The following is a 26,058-nucleotide window of genomic DNA, read 5'->3' as shown; positions in this document are numbered from 1 at the left end:
TGTTGAGGTTTATGCGGCAACCTTAATCACAACGAAAAGGCACCAGCGGTTGCAACGCGCGGGTATCGTGATAAGCCTCAATCGGCTCGCCGTGGCGAAACACCTTAAAGTCTTCGTTGCGCACACTGTGATAGCGTAGCCGATCGTCATGCAGATGCAGGAAACTGCCTTCACGCAGGGCAATCACCGACTCTGCTGGATTAACGGCGCAGAACTCCGCCAGCCGCTCGTCGCGTGTTTCGCCCATATGACCGCTGGCGCTGGCATCCAGGTAATGAGGATTGATCTGCACCGGGAACAGCCCCAGCGCAGGCAACACCACGCTGCTCCGCACCGGCATATCATTGGTGGTGCGAATCGACGGCGTCGCCACATTACAGCCGGCGCTCCAGCCGACGTACGGCACCTGCCGTTCACGCACCGCGCGCTGTATCGCCACGATCAGCCCCTGTTCATGCAGCATCTGATTCAGTAACCAGGTATTGCCGCCGCTGACCAGAATCAGCTCCGCCTGGGCGATGGCATCAGCGGGCGAGGCAAAAGCGTCAACGGTGCGCACCGGAATACCCAGCGATGCACTGAGATCGGCGGCGCGCTGCGTATGATCACCACGAATAATGGCGTAGGGGATCAGAATCGCCGAACGGATAGCGCGTCGGGCAATCATGGCGTGTAACTGCGGTTGTGCATAACCCAGCAGCGGCGCATCATCCGCCAGCTTGCCGTTGCTTAACAAAAAGAGTTCCATCAGATGATCCTTTTCGCCGGTATGATGGCCATCGAGTCTGATACAGAGCAGGGTGAAACGTCAATTTCCAATCGCCTTTTCTGTTGCTATCCGGCATCTTAAGAAAAGTCTCAGTTTATTTTCTGCACGGTGCGCTTTTCCCCTGCCCGATGCGCTATAACTCTGACAGCAGGTTTGCTATTCTTAGCGTCCATTCGATGGGAGCAGTTATGGAATCCTGGTATTTACTCTATTGCAAACGTGGTCAGCTATTGCGCGCGAAGGAGCATCTGGAGCGGCAAGAAGTGAATTGCCTTAGCCCAATGATCGCTCTGGAAAAGATCGTGCGCGGTAAACGCACCACGGTGAGTGAACCGCTGTTTCCTAACTATCTGTTTATTGAATTCGATCCGGAAGCAATTCATACCACCACCATCAGCAGTACGCGAGGCGTCAGTCATTTTGTGCGGTTTGGCACCACGCCCGCCACGGTGCCGCCAGCGGTGATCGAAGCGCTGGAAACCGACGTACCGCAGATTATGCTCGATCCTGAAACGCCACAAATCGGTGATGAAGTGGTCATCACCGAAGGGACGTTTGAAGGACTGCGCGCCATCTTTGCCGAACCGGATGGCGAAACCCGTTCGATCCTGCTGCTCAACCTGCTGAATAAGCAAGTGATGCGCAGCGTGGATAACAAGCAGTTCCGCAAGATTTAAGCCAGCCTGAACAGCGTACGCGCATTCTGATCGACGCGGGCCGCCAGCGCCTCGCTACTCTCGCCACGCCATGTCGCCACCTGATTCACAATATGCGGTAAAAAGCAGGGTTCATTACGACGAGAGGTTGGCCGCGGGCGCATATCGCGCGGCAGCAGATAGGGCGCATCGGTCTCCAGCAGCAGTTTGTCAGCCGGAATCAGCGGCAGCATTTCACGCAGTTCAAGTCCGCGGCGTTCATCGCAGACCCAGCCCGTAATCCCCACCGATAACCCCATCGCCAGGCACCCTTCCAGCTCTTCGCGCGTACCGGTAAAGCAGTGGATCACCGCACCCGGCAGTTTTGGCAGCCAGGGCGCCACGATCGCCGCAAAGCGTGCATGGGCTTCGCGACAGTGCAGAAAGACCGGCATATTCAGTTCTGCTGCCAGCGCCAGCTGCGCCTCAAACGCATACTCCTGTTGCTCATGGGCTGACAGGTTGCGGTTAAAATCGAGCCCGCATTCGCCGATGGCGACCACTTCCGGTTTCTCCGCCAGCCGGCGCAGCGTGCTGGCGATCTCTGTTGACCATTCACTGGCGTGATGTGGATGGACGCCCGCGGTGGACCAGCAGAAGCCCGGCTGATCTTCAGCCAGTTTCTGAGCCTGCTGGCTCTCCAGCGCATTGGTGCCGGTAATCAACATTCCGGTGACGCCCGCTTCGCGCGCGCGTTTAACCACCTTTGGCCGGTCGGAGGCGAATTGCGTGCTGGTCAGGTTTACACCGATATCAAACATAATTTTTCCCACAGTTTACTAAACAAAAACCGCCCCGGAGGGCGGTTCGGATTGATCTCTGCCCGCCAGAGCGGAACCTGAAGATCGCGTCAGGATTCGGTGTTATGTTCCTCATCCTGTACCCGGCGGCCTTTCCCCACATAGTATCGGGAAAAGAATACGCCGACTTCAAACAGGCAGTACATCGGAATAGCGAGCAAAGTTTGGGAAAAAATGTCCGGCGGCGTCAGTAACATGCCGACGACAAAAGCCCCGACCAGAATATAGGGACGTTTCTTTTTCAGATCGTCCGGGCTGGTAATGCCGGTCCAGCATAGCAGCACGATTGCCACCGGGACTTCAAACGCCACGCCAAACGCCATAAACAGCGTCATGACGAAATCGAGGTATTTGGTGATGTCGGTCGCCATGGTAACGCCAACCGGCGCGGTTTTGGTGAAAAAGCCAAATGCCAGCGGGAAGACGATAAAGTAGGCAAACGCCACGCCGACATAGAACAGGACGGTGCTGGAAAACAGCAGCGGCATCACCAGTTTACGTTCGTGGCGATAGAGCGCAGGCGCGATAAACGCCCAGACCTGATAAAGGATCACCGGCACCGCCAGAAACACCGACACAATAATCGTCAGTTTGATCGGGGTGAAGAACGGTGAAGCCACATCGGTGGCGATCATGCTGGAGCCAATCGGCATCTGACTGATCAACGGCGCCGCCACCAGTTGATAGATATCGTTGGCAAAATAGATCAGCGCCAGGAATATCACCAGTACGGCGATGATGCAGTTCAGCAGACGCTTACGCAGCTCAATCAGATGACTGATGAGCGGTTGGGTATCTTCAACGGCCATTATCGTTCATCACTTGCAGAAGAGGGAGAGGCGGAAGTGCGCGTGGTGGTGTCAGGTTTGTTCATCGGCACGGTGTCAGCGCTGACCGACGCCTGGGCTGGGGCGCTGGCTACCGAAGCTGGCGACGGATTCCCGGCTAAAACACCGGCCGCAGCCGGTTGCTGTGCGGGTGCCTGGGCCGGAGCGCTGGCCTGATGGTCAGCCGTCGCGGGCGTCGGTGCCGTTTCTTCTGATGCCAGACGGGATGCCGGCTGGTTTGTCACAGGCTGCAGCGCGCTGTGCTGGGGTGAGTGAATGGTGTTGGCTTCGTCTTCCTCTTTTTCAATGTCGATGCTCTGACTGACCGAGCGTTTCATTGAATCCGCGGTTTTACGCAACTCTTCCATCGACTCTTTCAGCTCAGGCGATAGCGTGCCGCGGCCCGCTTCTTCCACCTTTTTAAGGCTGTCCTGCAATTCCTGCAGTTTCAGCTCCTGCGCCAGTTCGTTTTGCACATTGGCTGCCAGCGAACGAATCGCCCTGATCCAGCCGACCACGGTTTTCACCGCAACCGGTAAACGTTGCGGGCCGAGTACAATCAGCCCGATCACGAACACCAATACCAGTTCACTAAAGCCAATGTCGAACACGGTTTACACCTGCTTGTCGTTCTTAACGTCTTCTTTAGTCGCCGAAGTCTGCTGTTTGTCCGCCAGGGTTTTGGCGTTAAAGTCAGCATCCTGCTCTTTCGGTTGATCCTTTTTATCATCCTCGTCGCCCATGGCTTTTTTGAAGCCACGAATCGAGGAGCCTAAATCTGAACCCAGATTACGTAATTTATTGGTACCGAACAGAAGTACAACAATCACGGCAATAATTAACAATTGCCAAATACTGATACCGCCCATGAGATAGCCTCTAATATTCTGTGAAAAACGATGCGGTAATGCACCACAGAGCGCCCTTTTCATTCGGGCCTGTGCCAGCGACATTACCGTGTTTTAGACTGGAGTGACAATCAGTTTGTCTTACGCCAGCCGATTAACCATGAGACGATGCCTGCCGCCATCAACACCGCCGGGAACAGGTCCCAGTCCGGTCGTGAAAGCAGCACGGCGGTGCCACTGAGCAGCAGGGTGGCACCGACACCAAACAGATAGCGTGCCTGATGATGCCGGGTCCGCTGCGCATTGAGATCGCCCACTAACTTATCAACGCTGTGCCGCAAAAGTTTATGCTGACGCAGGCTGTCATAAAACAGTTCCGGCAGTTCCGGTAACTTTTCAGCCCAGAACGGCGCTTTCTCTTTCACTGCCCGAATAATGGCGGGCAGGCCGACCTGATCTTTGATCCAGTCTTCAAGGAACGGCTTGGCTGTCTTCCACAAGTCGAGCTGCGGATAGAGCTGACGACCAATACCTTCCACATACAGCAGGGTCTTTTGCAGCAGCACCAGCTGCGGCTGCACTTCCATATTAAACCGACGCGCCGTATTGAACAGATTCAGCAGCACGTGACCAAACGAAATTTCGGCCAGCGGCTTTTCAAAAATCGGCTCACAGACGGTGCGGATCGCAAATTCAAAATCTTCGACGTTGGTATCAGGCGGTACCCAGCCAGAGTCAACGTGCAGCTCCGCCACCTTGCGGTAGTCGCGGTTGAAAAAGGCGATAAAGTTTTCCGCGAGATAGCGCTTATCTTCTTTGTTAAGCGAGCCGACAATGCCGCAGTCGATGCCGATGTACTGCGGATCTTCCGGATGCTCATAGCTGACGAAAATGTTGCCTGGATGCATATCAGCATGGAAGAAACTGTCGCGAAAAACCTGGGTAAAGAACACCTGCACGCCGCGCTCTGCCAGCAGCTTCATGTTAACGCCGTGGCGTTCCAGCGTGGCGACGTCTGAAATCGGAATGCCGTAAATACGCTCCATCACCATCATGGTTTCGCTGCAGTAGTCAGAATAGACTTCCGGCACGTAAAGCATCCGGCTGTCTTCAAAATTGCGGCGTAACTGAATGGCGTTGGCGGCTTCGCGTAACAGGTTCAGCTCATCAAGCAGGGTCTTTTCATAATCGCGTACCACTTCCACCGGACGCAGACGACGGCCGTCGGGCAGCAGACGCGGCACCCAGCGCGCCAGGCGGTAGATCAGCTTCATGTCCGCTCTGATCACCGGCAAAATATCGGGGCGAATGACTTTGATCACCACTTTCTTGCCAGTCGATTTCAGCGTGGCGGTGTGAACCTGAGCAATCGAGCTGACGCCAGCGGTTTGATGTCAAAATCATCAAACCAGGTTTCAATCGGGGCGCCCATTGAGGCTTCGATTTGCGCTTTGGCTTTGACGCCATCAAACGGCGCAACCCGATCCTGCAGAATCGCCAGCTGATCGGCGATAGCCGGCGGAAACAGGTCACGGCGGGTCGACAGCATCTGGCCAAACTTGATCCAGACCGGACCCAGCTGCTCCATCGCCATGCGCATACGCGCGCCGGTCGGTTCGTGCGGATGCAGATTAGGTAACCAGAAAATGCCGCGACGCCACAGACGAAGCGGAAGGGTAAGGCGCGTGTCAGGAATCAGTTCATCAAGGCCATAGGACAAAAACACCTTCATGATCAGATATAAACGGCGGATCTCTCCAAAACTCATTTTGCCTCCAGCTGCGCCAGACGCGCATTAAGCGCCTCAAGCGAACGTTCCATCGCGTCAACCTCCTCAGAAAACCAGGCTAATTCGAGCGAGCCCGGCGCGACACGCCACTCTTCGGTCAGTACCTGACCGAGGTCATCCTGCCGACGCCCGACTTCGCCTTTCACCAGACGAAATACCCGCTGCGCGCCCTGACTGATGCCCTGGGCCGCGATATCACCGACCCACGGTGCCAGGTACTCTGCCGGATCCAGCTCGGCCAGATCCATCAGTGCAGAAAACTGCTGCACCACCTGCAAATCGCCCTCCACCTGCAACTCACCGCTACGAATCAGCGGCGTCAGTTGCTGGCGGTCGCGTAGCTTCGGCAACGTTTTCAGCGAAGTAATCACCGTGCAGTCACTGTTGTCCTGCCAGTCAGCCAGCACATCCAGCTGCTGATCACTGAACACCAGCACCAGCGGATGGGAAAACTCGCTCAGACGCAGCATCAGGACCTTACCGGTCAGACGCTGCCGTGCCGCCTTCAGGCCGCGATCGCGATACAACATGCGGTTCAGCGCTGTTTCCAGGCCCGCGGTAATCAAGGGCGTTAGCTTCATTACCATCTCACTCAGAACTTAAATCCACGGTGTAAGGCCACAATGCCGCCGGTCATATTGGAGTAAGTGGTATTTTCAAACCCGACGTCGTTCATCATCGCTTTCAGGGTTTCCTGATCGGGATGCATACGGATCGATTCGGCCAGATAGCGATAGCTCTCAGCGTCCTGCGCCACCAGTTGCCCGATGCGCGGCAGAATATGGAATGAGTAGGCATCATAGGCTTTGCTCAGCGGATCGATCACCGGTTTGGAGAACTCCAGCACCAGTAAGCGCCCACCCGGCTTCAGCACACGGAACATCGAGGCCAGCGCCTTCTCTTTTTCCGTTACGTTACGTAAACCAAAGGAGATGGTGATGCAGTCGAAGTAGTTATCCGGGAACGGCAGGGCTTCTGCATTGGCCTGGACGTAATTCACGTTACCGACCACGCCAAGATTGCGCAGTTTTTCGCGGCCCATCTTCAGCATCGAACTGTTGATATCAGCCAGCACAACCTGGCCAGTTTCGCCCACCAGGCGAGAAAATTTAGCCGTCAGATCGCCGGTACCGCCGGCCAGATCCAGTACGCGCTGACCGCGACGTACACCGCTGCTGTCAATGGTAAAACGCTTCCAGATACGATGGACGCCAAAGGACATCAAATCGTTCATCAGGTCATATTTTGCCGCTACGGAGTGAAACACATCCGCAACTTTGTCGGCTTTTTCGCTTTTGGCGACCGTCTGAAAGCCAAAATGGGTGGTTTCCTGCTGTGATTCATCTGCCATCGGTTTTACCTGCTCCACAAACAATACTTCCCGAAGTGTATCAGAGTCACGGAAGTCAGGCACGCTACGCCCATACTATTCGTGGAGGCGTCTCACACGCATGTCACTGTCATCCGTGTCGTCGTCATGATCCTGCTCATCGGCAGCCGGACGTTCCGGCATTGCCCGCTCCACCAGCTGAGGATTAATCGAACGTTTAACCTCGACCCCCAGCGCACGAAAACCTTCCGTCTGCGCAATCAGGTTGCCGCGCCCTTCGGCCAGCTTTTTCATCGCTTCACGGTAGCTGATTTGCGCCTTATCCAGGCTGTGACCAATGCCGCTCATGTCATCGACAAACAGCCGCATCTTGTCATACAGCCGGGTCGCCCGGTCAGCGATACGCTGCGCATTGCGACTCTGATGCTCGTAACGCCACAGATTATTAATGGTACGCAGCGCCACCAGCAGCGTGGTCGGGCTGACCAGCATGATATTTTGCTGCAGCGCCTCGCCAATCAGCTCTGGCTGGCGATCGATCGCCAGCAAAAAGGCTGGCTCGACCGGGATAAACATCAACACATAATCGAGCGAGCGTAAACCGGGCAATTGTTGATAATCTTTACGCCCCAGCAGGCGAATGTGACTGCGCATCGCGCTGACATGTTCCTGAATCGCCTGCTCACGCTCAACCTCATCTTCCGCATTGAAGTAACGTTCGTAGGCGACCAGCGTCATTTTGGCATCCACCACCACATCTTTACCCTGCGGCAGACGAACAATCACATCCGGCTGCATCCTGCCCTGCTGCTCAGACTGAATGCTGACCTGGGTTTCATACTCATAGCCTTCACGCAACCCGGAGGCTTCCAGCACCCGGCTGAGCACCACTTCACCCCAGTTGCCCTGAATCTTATTGTCGCCTTTCAGCGCTTTGGTGAGGTTGAGCGCTTCCTGCGCCATTTGCGCGTTGAGCTGCTGTAACTGACGGATTTCGTGGGTCAGGGTATGCCGTTCACGCGCTTCTGCGCCGAAGCTCTCATTCACCTGACGCCGGAAGCCATCCAGCTGTTCACGCAGCGGGCCAATCAGCCCGTCCAGGCTCTGGCGATTCTGCTCATCGACGCGGCGGCCGCTGTTTTCAAAGATACGGTTGGCAAGATTTTCAAACTGGGCGCTGAGGCGTTGCTCGCTGTTGGTCAGCAGACGCTGCTTCGCTTCGGCAGCGAAGCGGGTCTCTTCAAGGCGGATGGTCACTTCTCGCAGTTCCGCTTCCTGAGCACTGTTAACCTCCAGCTGGTTGCGCAGTTCCCGATTAAGCTGTTCGCTTTCGTTGCGCCAGTAGTCGAGCTGTTGCAGACGTTCATTGGCGCCACTCAGTGCGCCATGCAGCTGGCGTAACTCCTGTTCACGCTGCTGTGCCTGCTGCTGAAGCTGTTCCATCTGCTGCTGCTGGCGCTGTTGCGCCTCTTCCAGCAGACGGCGCTCAGTTAAGAAACTGGCGGCCTGATGCCCGGCACGTAACTGTGCCAGCATCCAGCCAATCCCTGCTCCGGCGAGCGCCAGGCAGAGGCTGATAATGATATGCTGATCCATGATTTCCCCGCGACTCAAGCTGCTGAGGGAAAAGGTAGAGTCGCACTGTATGAATGTCCAGATATATTTACCGGCACTCAAACACTTACCGCACGGTCACCGACAGCTTTCCGGCCTGCCACTCCTCAATCAGGAAATAGGGCATGGGCAGCAGCCATTGACCGTTTTTTACCTGGGCCGGGTAGTGCCAGCTTTTGCCGTCACCGCTAATTTCTATATGCTGACGGGCACCGTTGGCGGCATGGGATGGGCCGGTCAGGCTGGCAAAGCCAACATTGCTGCCGACGTGAAATCGCGGCATCTGCCAGCGCACCGGTGGATGTGCTGGCCACGCTGCGCCTGATGAAAATGAAACAGTTCATCATGGTTAAGAACACTTTCACGCACCGTTGGCCACAGCGCCGTCTTGAGAAAAAACTGATCGGTAAAGCGTTCGCTACCGCGGTATTGCGCAATAAATTCGCGCATTGTCTGTTCGACCTGCAGAAAAACACCGTGACAGCCGCCCCACATGCCTGCCAGCAGCAGCTCGGTATGGGAGAAGTAGTCACGCATATGATGGAACCAGTAAGGCGATGCCAGCCAGGCATTGACCGCCGCCACCTCACGCTCGGAGAGCAACGAGTCGGCATCGCGGACGATAAAGCGTTTCACGCCGGGATCGTCCATCACCAGAAAGCGCCACAGCGTCGGGAACAGCGTTTTTTCCCGGGACATATCGACCCGTTGAACGTGCGGTTGATCGAGCCGTTGCCAGACATGCTGTGGCACGCTGTCATCCAGATAGATGCGACACAGCCAGCCCGGATAAAGCTCGGGCGTCACCTCCACGTTTTTGATCAGGGTCTCGCAGTAGCGCGGCTGGTCGCCGTACAGGCTGAAGGCGATCACATTCTGCTGCGGCTGGCTGAGGTCGATCGGCTCGGGCTGCGCAGCGGGAAACGCAACCCGCGTGCCCTGCCGAAAACGGGCGTCCGCTTGCTGCAACGATTCCAGGCCGTAACGCGCCACCTCATCCTGCTTATCCAGCCAGCCACACACTTCTGTCAGGCCATCCAGCCAGGTGTCTGACGCGCTGGTGCGCACCGCCGGCGGTGACTGATAAATTTTCTGGTAGGTTTTGTAGGCTTTGTGATGCTGACCGAGACGCATCAGACAGAGCGCGTAGTCGCTCAGTACCTGCATCTGATGGGGCTGATAGCGCAGCACCTCTTCGCAGTAGCGGGCAGCCTGCGCATAATCGCCCTGCTGCATGGCGGCGCGAAACTGTGCGGCACTGCTCTCAAGACGGGCATTGAGCGCAACGGGATTCAGGTTAACGGCGGGACGACGAACGGGAATAGTCTTGCGCATCGGGCACTCTCAGATTCCGTTGAAAGGCTGCGCCGGAGCTATCCGGCAGCAGGCAGGCCTTATGTCTGGCCCGTTAACCTGCTGCCTGACAGTAAGGGTTATAACAAGCGGCGGGCCGCTTCAACCACAATTTTTACCGCATCGCTTTCGGTCTGTTTCATCGTCACCGCATCCGGGATCTCTTTCTGGGTACGGTTAACGATCACGCCCGCCACCATGCCAGCTCGCAGCCCCTGGCTGGCGCACATGGTTAACAGTGTAGCGGATTCCATCTCATAGTTGAGGACGCCCATCTCCTGCCACTCTTTCATTGATCCCTTGAAGCGACTGACTACGCGGCCAGAGACGGTATCATAGCGTTCCTGGCCCGGATAGAAGGTGTCAGAGGAGGCGGTGATGCCGATATGGGTCTTCGCGCCGCAGGCTTCTGCCGCCGCTACCAGTGCCGTGGTACAGGCAAAGTCGGCCACGGCCGGGAACTCCATCGGCGCGAAATGCAGGCTGGCGCCATCGAGACGCACTGACCCGGTGGTTACCAGCACATCACCGACATTGATGTGTGGCTGGATAGCGCCGGTGGTGCCCACGCGCAGGAAGGTGCGTACGCCAAGCTGCGCCAGCTCTTCAACCGCAATAGAGGTTGAAGGCCCGCCGATGCCGGTTGAGCAGACCACCACCGGTTTGCCGTCCAGTTTAGCCAGCCAGCTGGTAAATTCGCGGTGTGAGGCCAGATGCGTGGCATCCTCCATCAGTCCGGCAATCTTCTTCACGCGCTCCGGATCGCCGGGTACAATCGCCAGGGTGGCGCCCTGCAGATCGGCTTTCGTCAGGCCCAGATGGAAAACGTCAGACTGTGTCATTTCAGACTCCTGTTAAGGGAAGATAGCGCGTCACTCTACGTCAGCGCGCCCAATAAATATGTGACAGCATTCACCGAAGAAAATGAAAGTTACATTTATCACTAAAAACAATGTGATGCTTATCACAATATCATATCGGTTTCGCTGACATTGCGTTCGTCGGGGCTGTGTCGACATCATCACAATGTTAAAGAGGTGGATGGTATTGTCCGCTGCTGACTCTGTTACCCGACGCCTGGCTCGCACGGTATCCAGCCAGGCTATAGTTACGTGATTGCGCCATTGCTTGCACGGAGAGAATAATGAAAACCAGTGATAATATGACACAAAAAGCCGCGGCAGGGACCTTTGCGCCTGCCGTTCTGCCCACCGCTTCCACCACCATTATTACCGACAGTCCGGCGATTCACGCCGGTGAGACCTCAGTGCCAAGCCAGGGCGAAAACATGCCCGCCTTTTATGCCAGACCGAAATCCGCCGAAGGTCCGCTGCCGGTGGTGCTGGTGGTGCAGGAGATATTTGGCGTACATGAGCACATCCGTGATATCTGCCGCCGTCTGGCGCTGGAAGGCTATCTGGCTATCGCCCCGGAACTCTACTTCCGCGAAGGCGATCCCAACGATTACCACGATATTCCAACCCTGTTCAGCGAGCTGGTGAGCAAAGTCCCCGACACACAGGTGCTGTCCGACCTTGATCATGCTGCCAACTGGGCGGCGCGTAACGGCGGTGATATCCGGCGCATGGGTATTACCGGGTTCTGCTGGGGCGGCCGCATCAGCTGGCTCTATGCGGCACACAATCCGCAGCTGCGCGCGGCCGTCGCCTGGTATGGACGACTGCTCGGCGATCGCACCATGAAGCAGCAGAAGCATCCTATCGATGTCGCCGTCGATCTTAGCGCCCCGGTCTTAGGCTTATACGGTGGCCAGGATGAGGGGATTCCACTGGAGAGTGTTGAGCAGATGCGTCAGGCGCTGCACGCTGCCAATGCCACCGCGGAGATCATCGTCTATCCCGACGCCGGACATGCGTTTAATGCTGACTACCGTCCGAGCTACCATGCCGAATCAGCCAGTGATGGCTGGGCGCGGATGCTGGCCTGGTTCAGGCAGTATGGCGTCGCGTCGCAATAAGCAAAAAAAGGGGCGCCTGTGCGCCCCGATATCGTATCAGCCTCGCCGTTCTGACCCGTTTTTATGCTGTTTCATCACGCAGCTTCTTCGCCGCCGTCACCATGTTTGCCAGCGCCTGTCGCGTCTCGGTCCAGCCGCGTGTTTTCAGCCCGCAGTCCGGATTCACCCACAAACGCGCTTCCGGGATACGCTTCGCCGCTTTGCGTAACAGCGCTTCCATCCACTCGACGCTCGGTACGTTAGGTGAATGAATATCGTAGACGCCCGGACCGATTTCATTCGGATAGTCAAAGTGTTCAAACGACGCCAGAAGATCCATGTCGGAGCGCGAGGTTTCAATGGTAATCACATCCGCATCCAGCGCAGCGATAGAATCCATGATGTCGTTAAACTCGCAGTAACACATATGGGTGTGGATCTGGGTTTCATCCCGGGCCACCGCGGCATTCAGGCGAAAAGCCTCCACCGCCCAGCTCAGATAGGCTGCCCAGTCAGACTGATGCAGTGGCAACCCTTCGCGCAGCGCCGGTTCATCAATCTGGATAATGCCAATACCGGCTTTTTCCAGATCGGCCACTTCATCACGCAGCGCCAGTGCAATCTGTTTCGCGATGGTTTCACGCGACACATCTTCGCGCGGGAAAGACCAGCACAGAATCGTCACCGGGCCAGTCAGCATCCCTTTCACCGGTTTGTCGGTCAGCGACTGGGCATACTTCGCCCACTCAACGGTAATCGCTTCCGGCCGGCTGACGTCACCGATGATCACCGGCGGTTTCACGCAGCGCGAGCCATAGCTCTGTACCCAGCCATTCTGGGTGAAAACAAACCCATCCAGATGCTCGCCGAAGTATTCAACCATATCGTTGCGTTCCGCTTCGCCATGCACCAGCACATCCAGTCCCAGCCGCTCCTGCTCTGTGATCGCCTGTCTGATATGTTCAGCGATGCCGGTGCGGTAATGATGACTGTCGAGGCGGCCCTGTTTGAAATCGAGACGCAGGCCGCGAATGTCCGGCGTCTGCGGGAAAGAACCGATAGTCGTGGTTGGCCAGGCAGGCAGATTAAACCGCTGACGCTGTGTTTTGCCCGCTCGCTGTAGCGGCTGTGACGCTCGCTGTCCTGCGGCGTGATGGCCTGCAAACGCTGACTGACCGCGGCGTTATGCACGCGACTGGAGTGAGCACGGGCACGAATCGGCGCGCTCCAGGCCTCCAGTGAAACGGCATCGTTGTGGTTGAGTGCCTGGGTTAGCAGCGAAAGCTCGGTGCATTTCTGCAGCGCAAAGGCGAACCAGCTTTTTACTTCCTCATCCAGCCGGGTCTCCACGCTCAGATCGATCGGACTGTGCAGCAGCGAACAGGAGGAACCAATCCACAGTTGCGCGCGCTGAGCGATCAGCGGCTGCAGACGCGCAAACCAGCGGCTCAAATCGGCGCGCCAGACGTTACGTCCGTTGATCACCCCCAGCGACAGCAACCAGCTGGCCGGTAATTGCTGATTCAGTTGCTGAATATCATCCCGGCCATGCACCAGATCGACATGCAGTCCCTGCACCGGCAGTTCACGAATCACCTCAATGTTCTGTCCGATACTGTCGAAATAGGTGGTCAGCAGCAGTTTACTCTGCCCCTGTAGCGCATCAAAGGCGGGTTTGAACGCCTCACGCCACGCTTGCGGCAGCTCCAGCGCCAGCGCCGGTTCATCAATCTGAACCCATTCGATGTCACGTTTCGCCAGTTCCGCCAGCACCTGCTGGTAGACCGGCAGGATATCGTTAAGCAGCGACAGACGGTCAAACGGCTCGCCTTTCACCTTACCCAGCCACAGATACGTCACCGGTCCCAGCAGCACCGGCTTGATGTTGTGGCCCAGCGCCAGCGCTTCGTCGACTTCTTCCAGTAGCTGGGTCCAGGCCAGTCTGAAGCTCTGGCCCTGGGTGAACTCTGGCACGATGTAGTGGTAGTTGGTGTTAAACCATTTGGTCATCTCGGCCGCCGCCGCAGGCTCACCGCTGGGTGCCCGGCCACGGCCCAGACGGAACAGCGTATCCAGATCAACCGAACCGTCTTTATTCTGATGACGCGCCGGCACGTTGCCCAGCATCAGGCTGGTGGTCAGCACATGATCGTACCAGGCGAAATCACCCACCGGCAGCAGATCGATACCCGCCTCTTTCTGTTGCTGCCAGTGACGCGCCCGCAGCTCACGGCCCACCGCCTGCAAATCCTGCTGGCTGCTGTTACCGGCCCAGTAGCTCTCCTGCGCTTTTTTCAGTTCACGACGCAGGCCAACACGGGGAAAACCGAGGGTATGGTTGAGGATTGTCATTCGCTGTTCTCCAGATAATCTTTCACTTTGGCTGACAGCCAAAGATGTTTAGCCGTCCAGATGTTTACACCGCTATAATCTGCGGGTACTGTATGTTCCTCAAGCGCAATATGTTCATTTTCGATGTGAAGGACTCTCATGATCGAACTCAAGCACCTGCGGACGCTTCAGGCTCTGCGTAATACAGGTTCGCTGGCGGCGGCGGCATCCCAGCTTCATCAGACGCAATCGGCGTTGTCTCACCAGTTCAGCGATCTGGAACAGCGGCTGGGATTCCGCCTGTTCGTGCGCAAAAGTCAGCCGCTGCGCTTCACGCCACAGGGCGACATTCTGCTGCAGCTGGCCGAACAGGTGCTGCCGCAGATCCAGCAGGCGTTGCAGGCCTGCCATGAGCCACAGCAGACCACCCTGCGGGTGGCGATTGAGTGCCACAGCTGCATCCAGTGGCTGACGCCGGCGCTGGATAATTTCCGTCAGAGCTGGCCGCAGGTGGTGATGGATTTCAAATCAGGCGTCACTTTTGATCCCCAGCCTGCACTGCAGCAGGGCGAGCTGGATGTGGTGCTGACTTCCGATATCCTGGCGCGTTCCGGGCTGTTCTATTCGCCAATGTTTGATTTTGAAGTCCGTCTGGTGCTGGCACCGGATCATCCGCTGGCGCAGGTTGAACATATCGCCCCCGAGGATCTGGCCGACGAGGTGCTGATGATCTATCCGGTACAGCGTCAGCGCCTCGATATCTGGCGTCACTTTCTGCAACCGGCAGGCGTCAGCCCGGCGCTGAAAAACGTCGATAACACCCTGCTGATGATCCAGATGGTCTCGGCGCGGATGGGCATTGCAGCGCTGCCGCACTGGGTGGTGGAGAGTTTTGAGAAGCAGGGACTGGTGGTGACCAAAACGCTGGGCGACGGGCTGTGGAGCCGTCTTTATGCCGCGGTGCGGGATGGCGAGCAGCGTCAGCCGGTGCTGGAAGCCTTTATCCGCTTTGCCCGCCAGCATGCCTGCGAACATCTGCCCTTTGTTCGCGATGCACTGCAGCCTGGCGCGTTATTGCAGCGGTAAGTCACGAGGTACAAACCTGCGCGAGCAACCGTAAAATCCCCTATAATGCGCAGCCTGTCGACTGACCATGAGAAGATCTCACCATGACTAACAACGATATTCTGCGCAGCGTGCGCTATATGCTCGATCTGAGCGATGCCAAAATGGTGGAAATTTTTGCGCTGGCGCAGTGTGAAGTCCCGCAGACGGATATCCAGGCGTGGCTGAAAAAAGATGAAGATGCCGCGTTTCGCCCCTGCCCCGATGTGCTGATGGGCTACTTCCTCAACGGCCTGATTTTTTACCGTCGTGGCAAAAGTGAAGAGATGCCAGCCCCTTCCATTGAGCGCAAGATGAATAACAACATCTTTATGAAGAAGTTACGCATCGCCTTTGATCTGAAAACCACAGATATTCCAGAGGTGCTGAAACGCGCCAGTTTCACCGTTTCGCAGGCGGAAGTCGGTGCAATTTTCCGCAAGCCTGACCACAAAAATTATCGTGAATGCGGCGACCAGATTCTGCGTAATTTCCTGAAAGGTCTGGCGATGATTCAGCGTCCGAAGAGTGGGAAGCCTGCCTGATATCGTGCCATCCCGTCGGCAATAGAGCGCTGCTGCGTAAAGTCGGCGTCAATGCATCCCTGGAGCCTCGGCCGCCGGTTTACTCGCCTCATCCGTGAGGCTCGCCCGCAAGCGGGCGGACGCTTGAGTTCCCGGCCCGCCCTCTCCTCTTTCATGTTCGCTCTGAACCCAGGGTTTAACCGCGATGATGCTGTCACGCCTCCAGGGCTGGCGCGTCAGAAGAGCGAAGCGTCCTGGCCAGGGATGAGATGGCCGATGCACAGGGAAGTGAGATCCCTTCGCGATCGGACGCGCCAGTGCGGGAGGCCGCACCCCTGTTGCAGCCCTGTTTATGATCGGTCACTGCGCCCCACCACCCAGCGCTTATGCACCCACAGCGAGGCGAGGATCACCAGCGCGCCGGCGATAAAGCTCGGCCAGTGCGGCTTCTCCTGCCAGATCGCCAGGTTAACCAGCAGTCCAGCGGGAACGTGCATGTTATTCATGATGCCCAGCGTGCCGGCATCAACCTGAGTCGCGCCATAGTTCCACATAAAGTAGCCGAGACCCGACGCGGCCACGCCCAGCCAGACCAGAATGCCCCACTGCAGCGAGGTGGTCGGGAGTTTCTGCGGATTGCCCCAGATGAACCAGGCGATGACCGCAATCGCTACTGCGCCAAGATAGAACCAGGAAAATGCGGTGTGTTGCGGCATCGGACGGGTCTCCTGCAGACGCTTGTATCCCACCATACCGGCAGCAAAGCAGATATTCGCCAGCTGCACCAGCAGCAGGCCAACCCAGAAATTATCGCTGACCTTGTCATAGCGGATAATGGCCGCCCCGGCGACCGCCAGCAGCGCGCTGAAGATATAGCCGATCCGCAGCGGACGGCGGCTGATCAGGTCATAGATCAGCGTCACATAGAGCGGCGTCATCACCGTAAACAGCAGGAATTCCGACACGCTGAGGTAGAGATAGGCTTCAAAGCTCAGCAGATACATCACCCCTAACTGCAACATTCCTACCAGCATATAGAGCAGCAGGGTTGAGGGACGGTAACCACGCCAGCGCAGGAAAGGCAAAAAGACTATCGCGGCCAGCGCCAGGCGCATCAGCACAGAGAACCAGCTGTCCACCTGGCCGGCAAGATACTCGCCAATCAGGCTGAACGAAAAAGCCCACAGAATAGTGGTAATGATCAATAAGAACACGGTAACAATCCCGAAGTTAACAGAGCGTCAGTGTAAACAATGTGCTGCCGATCGGCTGTACTATCTGGTTTACATCCGATTACTTTTAGCGCAAACAAACTGCTACCGCTGCAACAGATCAACGCCGCTGTAACATTCCCCTCTCCTGTTGGCGACTTTTCTCCCCAAATGCGCGAAATAAACCATATGGTGATCACTTTCGCTCTCCGCTGTAATAAAACTGTAACAAATGTGTCACGCATCACAGTAACGTCAGGTCACTAATTTTATTCTTTGCGCGAAATGGAACATCACGTCGCCATTTCTTTTTGTCTTTTTTTGACCCCACCGCTGGGAATGTAAAAAACCATAATGTGCCCTGGAGGGCCTCACTGATGCTGAGTATTTTTAAACCTGCACCTCGTCAGCCGCAGGTGGCAGCGGATCGCGTCGATCCGCTCTACCGTCGCCTGCGCTGGCAAATTTTCATCGGGATCTTTTTCGGCTATGCCGCCTACTATCTGGTCAGAAAAAACTTCGCGCTCGCGATGCCCTATCTGGTAGAGCAAGGCTTTTCGCGTGGCGATCTCGGTTTCGCCCTGTCCGGCATTTCAATCGCCTATGGCTTCTCGAAATTCATCATGGGCTCGGTTTCCGATCGCTCGAATCCGCGCGTCTTCCTGCCGGCTGGACTGATCCTGGCCGCTGCGGTGATGTTGTTTATGGGATTCGTGCCCTGGGCCACCTCCAGCATTATGGTGATGTTCGTGCTGCTGTTTATCTGTGGCTGGTTCCAGGGCATGGGCTGGCCACCGTGCGGACGTACTATGGTGCACTGGTGGTCACAGAAGGAGCGCGGCGGCATTGTTTCGGTGTGGAACTGCGCCCATAACGTCGGCGGCGGGCTGCCACCGCTGCTGTTCCTGCTTGGTATGGCGTGGTTCAACGACTGGAAAGCGGCGCTCTATATGCCTGCCTTTGGTGCCATCCTGATTGCGCTCTTCGCGTTTGCCCTGATGCGCGACACGCCCCAGTCCTGTGGCCTGCCGCCAATCGAAGAGTACAAAAATGACTATCCGCCAGACTACGATGCCAGTCACGAAGAGGAGTTAAGTGCTAAGCAGATCTTCATGAAATATGTACTGCCTAACAAACTGCTGTGGTATATCGCGCTGGCGAACGTCTTTGTTTATCTGCTGCGCTACGGCATTCTCGACTGGTCGCCCACCTATCTGAAAGAGGTGAAACACTTTACGCTGGATAAGTCCTCCTGGGCCTACTTCCTGTATGAGTATGCCGGTATTCCGGGCACGCTGTTATGTGGCTGGATGTCGGACAAAGTGTTTCGGGGTAACCGCGGGGCCACCGGCGTGTTCTTTATGACGCTGGTCACGATCGCCACGGTGATTTACTGGCTGAATCCGGCGGGCAATCCTGGCGTTGATATGGCCTGTATGATCGTGATTGGCTTCCTGATTTATGGTCCGGTGATGCTGATCGGTCTGCACGCCCTGGAGCTGGCACCGAAGAAAGCCGCTGGCACCGCCGCGGGTTTTACCGGCCTGTTTGGTTATCTGGGGGGGTCGGTTGCGGCCAGCGCCATTGTCGGTTACACCGTTGACTACTTTGGCTGGGACGGCGGTTTTCTGGTGATGATTGTCGGCTGCGTCCTGGCGGTGATCCTGCTGTTGCTCACCATGGTCAGCGAGCATAAACACAAGCAAAAACTGGCCTGACGGCAATTAAAAAGGGCCGGTTAACCGGCCCTTTTTTTTACGCGGCATCCTCAGGAAAGATAGAGCGCACGCAGCGTCTGTGGCACCGCATCATCGGCATTGGAGCCGATCACTTCCAGCTCCGGCAACCGGTCTTTCAGCCGCTGATGCGCATTGTGCATGATGAATCCTTTACCCGCCATGCTCAGCATTTCAACATCATTCATGCCGTCACCAAAGGCAATACAGCTATGCAGCGTATGGCCCAGCTGCTTCGCCACGGCCTCCAGCGCATGGCCTTTCGATACGCCACCCGCCATCACTTCGAGGCAGGTCGGCAATGAAAAACTGACGTTGACCCGATCGCCCCAGCGCGCTTCAATCGCCTGCTCCATCGGGATCAGATGCTCAGGATCTTCACAGGTAAAAAAGACCTTACTGATGTTATCAGTCGGCAACAGGCCCGGTTCATAGACCTGATAGTTGAATACCGATTCACGGAAGTAATCCTGCTCAGCAGGGCGGGAACGGCTGACAAACCACTCATCATCACGGTAGACGTGAGTCAGAATATCGCTGTGATGATACTGCAGACCAAACAGGTCATTCGCGATGTCTTCATCCAGATTATGGCTGAACACCAGCTCGCCCTGCGCGTTGTGTACCCGCGCGCCATTTGACGTAATCATATACGCCGGGATAGCCAGGCTGTCGCGCATCTGTCCGACATCAATATGATGGCGACCGGTGGCGAACACGAAATGAATATCCTTTGCGACCAGCTGTTGTAGCGTTTCACGTGCAAAAGGGGTCAGGCGATGTTCGGGAGAAAGCAGCGTGCCATCCAAATCGGATGCAACGATGTGGTACATGAAAACCTCGGGTATCTGATTCTGCTGGCCGAAGCCAGTCGGATAATGAACGTCAGCGATGCGATGAAAAAAATCGATCACTGCATTAAGCGCTTCGGCGCGCATGTTGTCTTTTTCGAACAGGATCTCATGACGCGCACCGTTAATCACGCGCGGTTTATTTCCTTCGCATGGATGACCTGCCGCCGCCATGGCAGCACAAAAGAGATCCTGCGAGCGGTTATCCACCACCCGATCGTCACTGGCTTGCAGCAGCAGCAGCGGCGTGGTGATTTTATCGGCCTGGCTGATGATGTTGCGCCCCGCATGAATGCCTTCACGCACCCAGTGATAAGTCGGGCCACCCACGCGAATCGCTGGATCGTCCGCATAAAAACGCAGGCTGCGGCGATATCGCTCGGCGCTGTGCGTTAGCCGGTTAATGCCAAACGGATGCGCACGCCAGCGACCGGTACCCAGCGCATAACCATCACGCAGCGCCGGGCGTTTCTCGGCCCAGTCGAGGATCCGGTGCGCCAGGAAAGAGGGCAACGGCAACGCAATGCCAAACATCGGTGCCACCAGCGCAACCGCATGGAAAGCCTGCGGCTGGCGCGCCAGAAACAGCGTTAAAATCGCCCCACCCATCGAGTGAGCCAGCGCGTAACGCTGCTGGTAGTGACCGCTGACAATCTCTTGCAGGTAGAGCGTTTCCAGATCGTCGACGTAGTGGGTAAATTCAGCCACATGGCCACGGTGTGAATCTTCCAGCAGACGATCGGATCGGCCCTGACCGCGATGATCGAGAATGACCACGTCGAAACCACAATGAAACAGATCGTACGCCAGCTCAGGATATTTTATGTAACTCTCAATGCGGCCAGGCACGATCAGAATGACACGCTGGTGTTGCGGTGAGGTGAAACGCACATAGCGTAGGGTGAGATTACCGACGCCGATAAATTCACGTTCCTCACGACGGTGCCAGAAGTCGAGCAGCGGCCCGGTGGCAAAGGCAGCAAAGGCTTTTTCTCGTCGCAACCAACTGGCTTTGTGTTGATTCATTCGCCCCCCTGATGACCGGAAAAAGAGTCTTTAATGCAATGCGTCGACCATAGCGCCGCGCTTATTTCTGGCGTATTGTGTCACAATTCTGCCGCCAAAGAGAGCGCAACCCATGACCATCGAATGGTGGCTGACCTATCTGCTGACCACCACAATCCTGAGCCTGTCACCCGGTTCCGGCGCCATCAACACTATGAGTACCGGCATCAGCCACGGTTATCGCGGCACGGTGGCGTCTATCTCCGGTTTGCAGGTGGGACTGGCGCTGCACATCGTGCTGGTAGGTATCGGTCTGGGTGCGCTGTTTTCCCAGTCACTGCTGGCGTTTGAAATTCTGAAATGGGCCGGTGCCGCCTATCTGGTGTGGCTCGGTATTCAGCAATGGCGGTCAGCGGGCGGTATCGATCTCGATGCAGTGGCTAAAGCGATGCCACGCCGTCGCCTGTTTAAGCGCGCGGTGCTGGTCAACCTGACCAACCCGAAAAGTATTGTCTTTCTTGCCGCGCTGTTTCCGCAGTTTATCCAGCCACACCAGCCGCTGCTGATGCAGTACCTGGTACTGGGCGTCACCACTGTGGTGGTCGATATTATCGTGATGATTGGTTACGCCACGTTAGCGACGCGCATTGCAGGCTGGATCAAAGGGCCGAAGCAGATGAAGCTGATGAACCGTATTTTTGGCGGGCTGTTTATGGCGGTGGGTGCGCTGCTGGCCAGCGCCAGAAAAATCGCTTAATCCCTGACGCGCCGACGCACTAAGGTCGGCGCGAAAGATTATCCCTTCTTCCCCTTCTCCGCTACGGCGCTGTCAGTGGCACCGCACGCAATACCATCATGCCCGGTTTTGAACGCATATATTCCCTGAATGGCGCATCGACAACTTTGCGATTGGCGGCCAGTGAGGAGGCGTTCCTGAACCACAACTGGCCATCATGCCGGACAGCAATCCCCACATGGGAGACATCCAGCCCCTGACGGGTGGCGTAAACGCCCACATAATCGCCGGTTTGGATCTGCTCCAGCACCTGAGGTGTGATCGCCCGGGCCGGGATGTAGGTAATGTGGCGTGAAATTACACCCAGGCCCGGTACCCGTTCTGTTCCGTTGGCCTGACGATTGAGTTGCTTCACTACCGTCACCGCCTGTGGGCTGAGGGTGCGGGTGATGTCATTGGCATTGCGCGGACTGTCAGCGAACCAGTCGGAGAAAAAGTGGCGGCGCTTCAGGTAGCTCACCTCACCGTCAACGTAGCGGGTTCGAATCAGGTTAGCCTCAAAGCTGGCGCGATCGTGGCTGCGGCTCAGCGCCTGCACGTAATCCAGCAGCGTGAAACAATCCACACCATTGAAATTGATCACCAGCGCTTCAGGGGTATCGGGTGAGACTGGCAGCGTATTCGCCTGATAGGGGGTACTGCGAAAAGCTGCAGAGATCTGGCTAATCCATTCACCCTGCGGCTGACCTGATGCAGGATCTCCCTGCGCCAGGATAACCGACACGTTATCCACTTTAACCGGTTCAGAGGTGCGGTAATCGGCAGCATCGTGCGAGGCGCAGGCGCTGAGACAGGCCGTCACTACCAGCAGTAATGCGGTGTTCACTCTCATCATCCTCTCCATGAAAAAATAGTCCGTCGATACGACCTTACCGGAGGTGAGGATTTCTTAAATTAACGAATGGTGAATATTTATCTGCGGTTCCAGCGGCATGCGCCGGGTGTGACAGCCGTCAGTCAGATGAAATGACAGCGGGATAAGACGTGCAGCTTATGCCGGATGCGCCAGGCGCACTCCGGCATAACGGAATGAAACAGGGCTTAACGGGAGATAATCAGATGAATACCAAAGCCGGCAAACAGCACGCCTGCCAAGCCATCCACCCACTTGGCTAACCGCTGATATTTATTGCGCATCCACGGCATCGCGAAGATAGCGGCAACCAGCGCGAACCAGGCAAAGGTCTCACCGATAATCAGTAAAAACAGCCCCCAGCGCTCAGCCGCACCGACATCGTCACCGACAAACAGGGAAAATACGCTGCCAAAGTAGATGATCGCTTTCGGATTCGACAGGTTGGTCAGCAGCCCTTTGATAAAGCTCATGCCACGTTTCGGCAGCTCAACCACCGGCTCGTCCTGCTGCGGCTGTTTGTGACGCTGACGCGCTGAACACATCAGCTGCCAGCCCATCCACAGCAGATAAAGGCCGCCACCGACCATGATGATCTGATGCAGCCAGGCCATTTTCTCCAGAATCAGATGCAGGCCCATCAGCGCCACACCCGCCCAGACCACAATGCCGAGCGTAATACCCAGTACCCCCATCATCGCCTCTTTGCGGGAACGGCTGGCGGCAGTTTGCGAAACGAAAAAGAAATCGGGGCCGGGGCTCATCAGTGCCACCAGATGGACCAGCGCTACGGTAGCGAATAACATCAGCATATGCAGTATCCTTTACTCTTCATCATCAAGATGCTCTTTAATCATCACCAGGAAAGGTTTACCAAAGCGCTCCAGTTTACGGTGGCCGACGCCATTGACGCTGAGCATCTCTGAGGCGCTGACCGGCATCTGCTCGGCCATTTCGATCAGCGTGGCGTCATTGAACACCACGTATGGCGGAATATTCTCTTCATCCGCAATCGCTTTGCGCAGCTTACGCAGCTTGGCGAACAGTTTGCGATCGTAGTTGCCGCCGTAAAATTTCGCCGGACTGCTGCTCTTTGGCTTAGCGGTAATCAAACGCGGCACCGCCAGCATCAGCGGCACTTCGCCACGCAATACCGGTCGCGCCGCTTCGGTCAGCTGCAGCGCCGAGTGCATAGCGATGTTTTGCGTGACCAGTCCCAGATGAATCAGCTGACGTAACACGCTGACCCAGTGCTCATGGCTCTGATCTTTGCCCAGCCCGTAAATCGGCAGTTTGTCGTGCCCAAGCTCGCGAATGCGCTGGTTATTGGCCCCACGCAGCACTTCGACAATATAGCCCATGCCAAAACGCTGGCCGACGCGATAGATACCGGAGAGCGCTTTCTGCGCCTCAACCAGACCGTCGTAGCGCTTGGGCGGATCGAGACAGATATCGCAGTTTCCGCACGGCTGCTGCCGGCCTTCACCAAAATAATTGAGCAGCACCAGGCGGCGACAGGTCTGCGCTTCCGCAAAAGCCCCCATCGCGTTGAGCTTATGACGCTCAATGTCCTGCAGCGGACCTGGCGCTTTCTCTTCGAGACATTTGCGCAGCCACGCCATATCCGCCGGATCGTAGAGCATCATCGCCTCGGCAGGCAGGCCATCACGCCCTGCTCGCCCGGTTTCCTGATAGTAGGATTCGATGTTGCGCGGAATATCGAAATGCACCACGAAGCGGACGTTGGGCTTGTTGATGCCCATCCCGAATGCCACCGTGGCGACCACGATTTGCAGATCGTCGCGCTGAAAAGCCTCCTGCACCCGGGCGCGCTGTTCGCTGTCGATCCCGGCATGGTAGGCACCGACGCTCAATCCACGGCTTTGCAGTCGTGCGGCGGTGTCTTCGACCTTCGCCCGGCTATTGCAGTAAATGATGCCGCACTTACCGCGCTGATCCTGCACGTAGCGCAGCAACTGCTCGGTAGGTTTGAATTTCTCGACCAGCGTATAGCGAATATTGGGGCGGTCAAAACTGCTGATCTGAATCAACGGGTCCTGCATATGCAGCAGGTTGACGATATCGTTGCGGGTGGTTTCGTCGGCGGTAGCGGTCAGCGCCATGACTGGCAGGTCCGGGAAGCGCTGACGCATCCGCCCCAGCGCGCCATACTCCGGACGGAAATCGTGGCCCCACTGGGAAATACAGTGCGCTTCGTCCACCGCCAGCATGGCCGGCTGCCAGTGCGCCAGATTTTCGAGGAAGTTATCCATCATCAGGCGTTCTGGCGCGATATAGAGCAGCTTAACCCGACCGGTGCGGCAATCCGCCATCACCGTCTGCTGCTGCTCACGCGTCATGGTGGAATTGAGGTAGGCCGCCGCCACGCCGTTGGCCAGCAGTTGATCCACCTGATCTTTCATCAGCGAGATCAGCGGCGAAACCACCAGCGTCAGCCCGTCGCGTACCAGCGCCGGGATCTGATAGCAGAGTGATTTACCGCCGCCGGTCGGCATCACCACCAGACAGTCGCGCCCGCTCAGCGCCTGGTTAATGATTGTCTGTTGACCGGGACGAAACTGCTGATAGCCGAAGGTATCCTGCAATACCTGCTGCGCCAGCGCTTCCTGATTAAGGACTGCCGAGGTTGCCACGCTATTCCTGTCTTACGTAAATGATTAGAACAAATCGTTCAGCGTTACGCCGACACCCAGACGGGTCTGACGATGGTCGTAATCGATCAGCGATTCGCCATAGCCGCTAAATACCTGCGTATAGAAGCGAACATGTTCCGAGATCGGATAGCTCCAGGCAAAAGTCGCGCCGCCATAACCACTGTTCCAGTTATAGTTGCCTTCCACACTGAAGATGCTATCGCCGACCATATAACCCAATTTGGCGCGGTAGTAACCCATATATTTAGTGATATCGGGATTATCATCGCTGCTTTCCCCTTCCGGAATGCGGTACCAGGGTTTGATTTCCGCCATGAAGTTGCCGTTCTGCGCCATCAGACGCGTGTAGACGCGGTTCCAGCTACGTGAAGTGGGGTCGCTACGGCCATTGGATTCATGGTTCAGACCCACTTCAATATCACGCAGGGTCCAGCCCGCGAACGAGTAATCGGTCGCCCAGCCAAGGAAAATCTGCGGCTCATAGTTGGTTTCACGAAACGGGGATGACTCACCGCGATTCGACAACTGCCACCAGGAACGCTGCGTATACGAGGCAGCCAGCACCGAATTATCGCCCAGGATACCGCGCCACAGCGGGAACGCCAGGCTGAGCTGAAATTTTACCTCATCCTTACGGGCATTTTCAGCCCAGTTATAGGAGGAGATCGCCTCTTTATTAAGATCGCTGGTATAGGTATAGAGAAGATAGTTGTTCTCGTAAGGATAGAGAACAAAGGGATTATCATGCTTCTCCAGCAGGTTAGCGATGATGCTGCCACGTACCTGCGGCGCGTCATGAACCTCTTTAACCTGAGCTTCGTCCGCCTGCGCCAGTGCAGGAAGTAATACCATAGCCGCCAGCAAGGCGCGATGCTTACGCATAAAATTCTCCGGTGAGCGCTGCGTAGTAAAAAGTACCGAAAGGGTGTATTAAAAAGCAGGCCATTCTACACACAAATGGCAGTGAAGATGAGAGCTGATTTCTTAAAC

21 protein-coding genes and 4 pseudogenes are annotated in these 26,058 nt (G+C 56.4%); 6 read left to right on the top strand and 19 right to left on the bottom strand.

Annotated elements, in window-relative coordinates; all coding sequences use genetic code 11:
• Window positions 1–22: 22 nt before the first annotated feature.
• Window positions 23–748 carry a dipeptidase PepE gene (pepE, locus tag HA41_RS10935; RefSeq protein ID WP_094120814.1) on the bottom strand — a complete coding sequence of 242 codons (726 nt, stop codon included), beginning with the start codon at window positions 746–748 and terminating at the stop codon, window positions 23–25.
• Between the two features lie 209 nt (window positions 749–957).
• Here pepE and rfaH point away from each other — a divergent pair, with 209 nt between their 5' ends.
• The gene (rfaH, locus tag HA41_RS10930) at window positions 958–1,446 is read left to right on the top strand and encodes a transcription/translation regulatory transformer protein RfaH (RefSeq protein ID WP_094120813.1); all 489 of its coding nucleotides are present in this window, start codon (window positions 958–960) and stop codon (window positions 1,444–1,446) included.
• Here the strand turns inward: rfaH and tatD are convergent.
• The 10 genes and pseudogenes from tatD to udp form a co-directional block, all read right to left on the bottom strand.
• Window positions 1,443–2,225, bottom strand: a complete 783-nt coding sequence (gene tatD, locus HA41_RS10925) for a 3'-5' ssDNA/RNA exonuclease TatD (protein WP_094120812.1) — start codon at window positions 2,223–2,225, stop codon at window positions 1,443–1,445. The genes rfaH and tatD overlap by 4 nt on opposite strands.
• 89 nt (window positions 2,226–2,314) lie before the next feature.
• The gene (gene tatC / locus HA41_RS10920; protein ID WP_094120811.1) at window positions 2,315–3,073 is read right to left on the bottom strand and encodes a Sec-independent protein translocase subunit TatC; all 759 of its coding nucleotides are present in this window, start codon (window positions 3,071–3,073) and stop codon (window positions 2,315–2,317) included.
• Complete coding sequence (gene tatB / locus HA41_RS10915; protein ID WP_094120810.1) at window positions 3,073–3,702, bottom strand: Sec-independent protein translocase protein TatB; 630 nt, start codon at window positions 3,700–3,702, stop codon at window positions 3,073–3,075. Before tatB ends, tatC begins: the two co-directional genes overlap by 1 nt.
• Window positions 3,703–3,705: 3 nt before the next feature.
• Window positions 3,706–3,960: a Sec-independent protein translocase subunit TatA gene (gene tatA / locus HA41_RS10910; RefSeq protein WP_094120809.1), complete on the bottom strand. Its 255-nt coding sequence runs from the start codon at window positions 3,958–3,960 to the stop codon at window positions 3,706–3,708.
• A gap of 110 nt (window positions 3,961–4,070) precedes the next feature.
• Window positions 4,071–5,707 (bottom strand): annotated as a pseudogene (gene ubiB / locus HA41_RS10905) (ubiquinone biosynthesis regulatory protein kinase UbiB).
• On the bottom strand, window positions 5,704–6,309 hold the full coding sequence (gene ubiJ, locus HA41_RS10900; protein WP_094120808.1) for a ubiquinone biosynthesis protein UbiJ: 606 nt from the start codon (window positions 6,307–6,309) through the stop codon (window positions 5,704–5,706). Before ubiJ ends, ubiB begins: the two are co-directional and overlap by 4 nt.
• A gap of 11 nt (window positions 6,310–6,320) precedes the next feature.
• Window positions 6,321–7,079 carry a bifunctional demethylmenaquinone methyltransferase/2-methoxy-6-polyprenyl-1,4-benzoquinol methylase UbiE gene (gene ubiE / locus HA41_RS10895; protein ID WP_094120807.1) on the bottom strand — a complete coding sequence of 253 codons (759 nt, stop codon included), beginning with the start codon at window positions 7,077–7,079 and terminating at the stop codon, window positions 6,321–6,323.
• Window positions 7,080–7,154: 75 nt separating this feature from the next.
• Window positions 7,155–8,654: a DNA recombination protein RmuC gene (rmuC, locus tag HA41_RS10890; protein WP_094120806.1), complete on the bottom strand. Its 1,500-nt coding sequence runs from the start codon at window positions 8,652–8,654 to the stop codon at window positions 7,155–7,157.
• Window positions 8,655–8,739: 85 nt separating this feature from the next.
• Window positions 8,740–10,007: pseudogene (locus HA41_RS10885) on the bottom strand (tetratricopeptide repeat protein).
• A 98-nt stretch (window positions 10,008–10,105) separates the two neighbouring features.
• Window positions 10,106–10,867 (bottom strand): uridine phosphorylase, encoded by a 762-nt coding sequence (udp, locus tag HA41_RS10880; protein ID WP_094120805.1) that lies wholly within the window; start codon window positions 10,865–10,867, stop codon window positions 10,106–10,108.
• Window positions 10,868–11,169: 302 nt separating this feature from the next.
• On the opposite strand from udp, the gene HA41_RS10875 reads away from it, so the two are divergent.
• Complete coding sequence (locus HA41_RS10875; protein ID WP_094120804.1) at window positions 11,170–12,003, top strand: dienelactone hydrolase family protein; 834 nt, start codon at window positions 11,170–11,172, stop codon at window positions 12,001–12,003.
• Between the two features lie 61 nt (window positions 12,004–12,064).
• Here HA41_RS10875 and metE read toward each other — a convergent pair.
• A pseudogene (metE, locus tag HA41_RS10870) lies at window positions 12,065–14,334 on the bottom strand (5-methyltetrahydropteroyltriglutamate--homocysteine S-methyltransferase).
• Window positions 14,335–14,472: 138 nt separating this feature from the next.
• Here metE and metR point away from each other — a divergent pair.
• Window positions 14,473–15,399, top strand: coding sequence for an HTH-type transcriptional regulator MetR (gene metR, locus HA41_RS10865; RefSeq protein ID WP_094120803.1), 927 nt, complete (start codon window positions 14,473–14,475; stop codon window positions 15,397–15,399).
• An 83-nt stretch (window positions 15,400–15,482) separates the two neighbouring features.
• Window positions 15,483–15,962: a YehS family protein gene (locus tag HA41_RS10860; protein WP_094120802.1), complete on the top strand. Its 480-nt coding sequence runs from the start codon at window positions 15,483–15,485 to the stop codon at window positions 15,960–15,962.
• A gap of 329 nt (window positions 15,963–16,291) precedes the next feature.
• Here the strand turns inward: HA41_RS10860 and HA41_RS10855 are convergent, their stop codons facing one another.
• Entirely contained in the window at window positions 16,292–17,155 is an 864-nt protein-coding gene (locus HA41_RS10855) for a carboxylate/amino acid/amine transporter (protein WP_094120801.1), read from the bottom strand.
• Window positions 17,156–17,529: 374 nt separating this feature from the next.
• Here HA41_RS10855 and glpT point away from each other — a divergent pair, with 374 nt between their 5' ends.
• Window positions 17,530–18,870, top strand: coding sequence for a glycerol-3-phosphate transporter (glpT, locus tag HA41_RS10850; protein WP_094120800.1), 1,341 nt, complete (start codon window positions 17,530–17,532; stop codon window positions 18,868–18,870).
• Window positions 18,871–18,920: 50 nt separating this feature from the next.
• Here glpT and yigL read toward each other — a convergent pair whose 3' ends face one another.
• Window positions 18,921–19,721: a sugar/pyridoxal phosphate phosphatase YigL gene (gene yigL, locus HA41_RS10845; protein WP_094120824.1), complete on the bottom strand. Its 801-nt coding sequence runs from the start codon at window positions 19,719–19,721 to the stop codon at window positions 18,921–18,923.
• Window positions 19,722–19,787: 66 nt separating this feature from the next.
• Window positions 19,788–20,765, bottom strand: a pseudogene (pldB, locus tag HA41_RS10840) (lysophospholipase L2); the annotation flags it as partial.
• Window positions 20,766–20,877: 112 nt separating this feature from the next.
• Between pldB and rhtB the strand changes: the two are divergent.
• Entirely contained in the window at window positions 20,878–21,501 is a 624-nt protein-coding gene (gene rhtB / locus HA41_RS10835) for a homoserine/homoserine lactone efflux protein (RefSeq protein ID WP_094120799.1), read from the top strand.
• 61 nt (window positions 21,502–21,562) lie between these two features.
• Here rhtB and HA41_RS10830 read toward each other — a convergent pair whose 3' ends face one another.
• From HA41_RS10830 to pldA, 4 genes are all read right to left on the bottom strand, one after another.
• A complete protein-coding gene (locus tag HA41_RS10830; protein WP_094120798.1) occupies window positions 21,563–22,372 on the bottom strand; it encodes a DUF1460 domain-containing protein in 810 nt (269 codons plus the stop codon).
• 209 nt (window positions 22,373–22,581) lie between these two features.
• Window positions 22,582–23,205 (bottom strand): threonine export protein RhtC, encoded by a 624-nt coding sequence (rhtC, locus tag HA41_RS10825; RefSeq protein ID WP_094120797.1) that lies wholly within the window; start codon window positions 23,203–23,205, stop codon window positions 22,582–22,584.
• 12 nt (window positions 23,206–23,217) lie between these two features.
• Window positions 23,218–25,047, bottom strand: coding sequence for an ATP-dependent DNA helicase RecQ (gene recQ, locus HA41_RS10820; RefSeq protein ID WP_094120796.1), 1,830 nt, complete (start codon window positions 25,045–25,047; stop codon window positions 23,218–23,220).
• A gap of 24 nt (window positions 25,048–25,071) precedes the next feature.
• The gene (pldA, locus tag HA41_RS10815) at window positions 25,072–25,950 is read right to left on the bottom strand and encodes a phospholipase A (RefSeq protein ID WP_094120795.1); all 879 of its coding nucleotides are present in this window, start codon (window positions 25,948–25,950) and stop codon (window positions 25,072–25,074) included.
• Between the last annotated feature and the right edge of the window lie 108 nt (window positions 25,951–26,058).

Origin of the sequence: Pantoea conspicua, assembly GCF_002095315.1 — a bacterium.
Taxonomy (GTDB): Bacteria; Pseudomonadota; Gammaproteobacteria; order Enterobacterales; family Enterobacteriaceae; genus Pantoea; species Pantoea conspicua.
The sequence above is the reverse complement of the archived record's forward strand: the minus strand, read 5'-3'. Positions and strand labels throughout refer to the sequence as shown.

Bases quoted from the DNA above. Each gene is read 5' to 3' on its own strand.
- pepE (WP_094120814.1), bottom strand. From the start codon at position 748: ATGGAACTCTTTTTGTTAAGCAACGGCAAGCTGGCGGATGATGCGCCG.
- rfaH (WP_094120813.1), top strand. From the start codon at position 958: ATGGAATCCTGGTATTTACTCTATTGCAAACGTGGTCAGCTATTGCGC.
- tatD (WP_094120812.1), bottom strand. From the start codon at position 2,225: ATGTTTGATATCGGTGTAAACCTGACCAGCACGCAATTCGCCTCCGAC.
- tatC (WP_094120811.1), bottom strand. From the start codon at position 3,073: ATGGCCGTTGAAGATACCCAACCGCTCATCAGTCATCTGATTGAGCTG.
- tatA (WP_094120809.1), bottom strand. From the start codon at position 3,960: ATGGGCGGTATCAGTATTTGGCAATTGTTAATTATTGCCGTGATTGTT.
- ubiJ (WP_094120808.1), bottom strand. From the start codon at position 6,309: ATGAAGCTAACGCCCTTGATTACCGCGGGCCTGGAAACAGCGCTGAAC.
- ubiE (WP_094120807.1), bottom strand. From the start codon at position 7,079: ATGGCAGATGAATCACAGCAGGAAACCACCCATTTTGGCTTTCAGACG.
- rmuC (WP_094120806.1), bottom strand. From the start codon at position 8,654: ATGGATCAGCATATCATTATCAGCCTCTGCCTGGCGCTCGCCGGAGCA.
- udp (WP_094120805.1), bottom strand. From the start codon at position 10,867: ATGACACAGTCTGACGTTTTCCATCTGGGCCTGACGAAAGCCGATCTG.
- HA41_RS10875 (WP_094120804.1), top strand. From the start codon at position 11,170: ATGAAAACCAGTGATAATATGACACAAAAAGCCGCGGCAGGGACCTTT.
- metR (WP_094120803.1), top strand. From the start codon at position 14,473: ATGATCGAACTCAAGCACCTGCGGACGCTTCAGGCTCTGCGTAATACA.
- HA41_RS10860 (WP_094120802.1), top strand. From the start codon at position 15,483: ATGACTAACAACGATATTCTGCGCAGCGTGCGCTATATGCTCGATCTG.
- glpT (WP_094120800.1), top strand. From the start codon at position 17,530: ATGCTGAGTATTTTTAAACCTGCACCTCGTCAGCCGCAGGTGGCAGCG.
- yigL (WP_094120824.1), bottom strand. From the start codon at position 19,721: ATGTACCACATCGTTGCATCCGATTTGGATGGCACGCTGCTTTCTCCC.
- rhtB (WP_094120799.1), top strand. From the start codon at position 20,878: ATGACCATCGAATGGTGGCTGACCTATCTGCTGACCACCACAATCCTG.
- HA41_RS10830 (WP_094120798.1), bottom strand. From the start codon at position 22,372: ATGAGAGTGAACACCGCATTACTGCTGGTAGTGACGGCCTGTCTCAGC.
- rhtC (WP_094120797.1), bottom strand. From the start codon at position 23,205: ATGCTGATGTTATTCGCTACCGTAGCGCTGGTCCATCTGGTGGCACTG.
- pldA (WP_094120795.1), bottom strand. From the start codon at position 25,950: ATGCGTAAGCATCGCGCCTTGCTGGCGGCTATGGTATTACTTCCTGCA.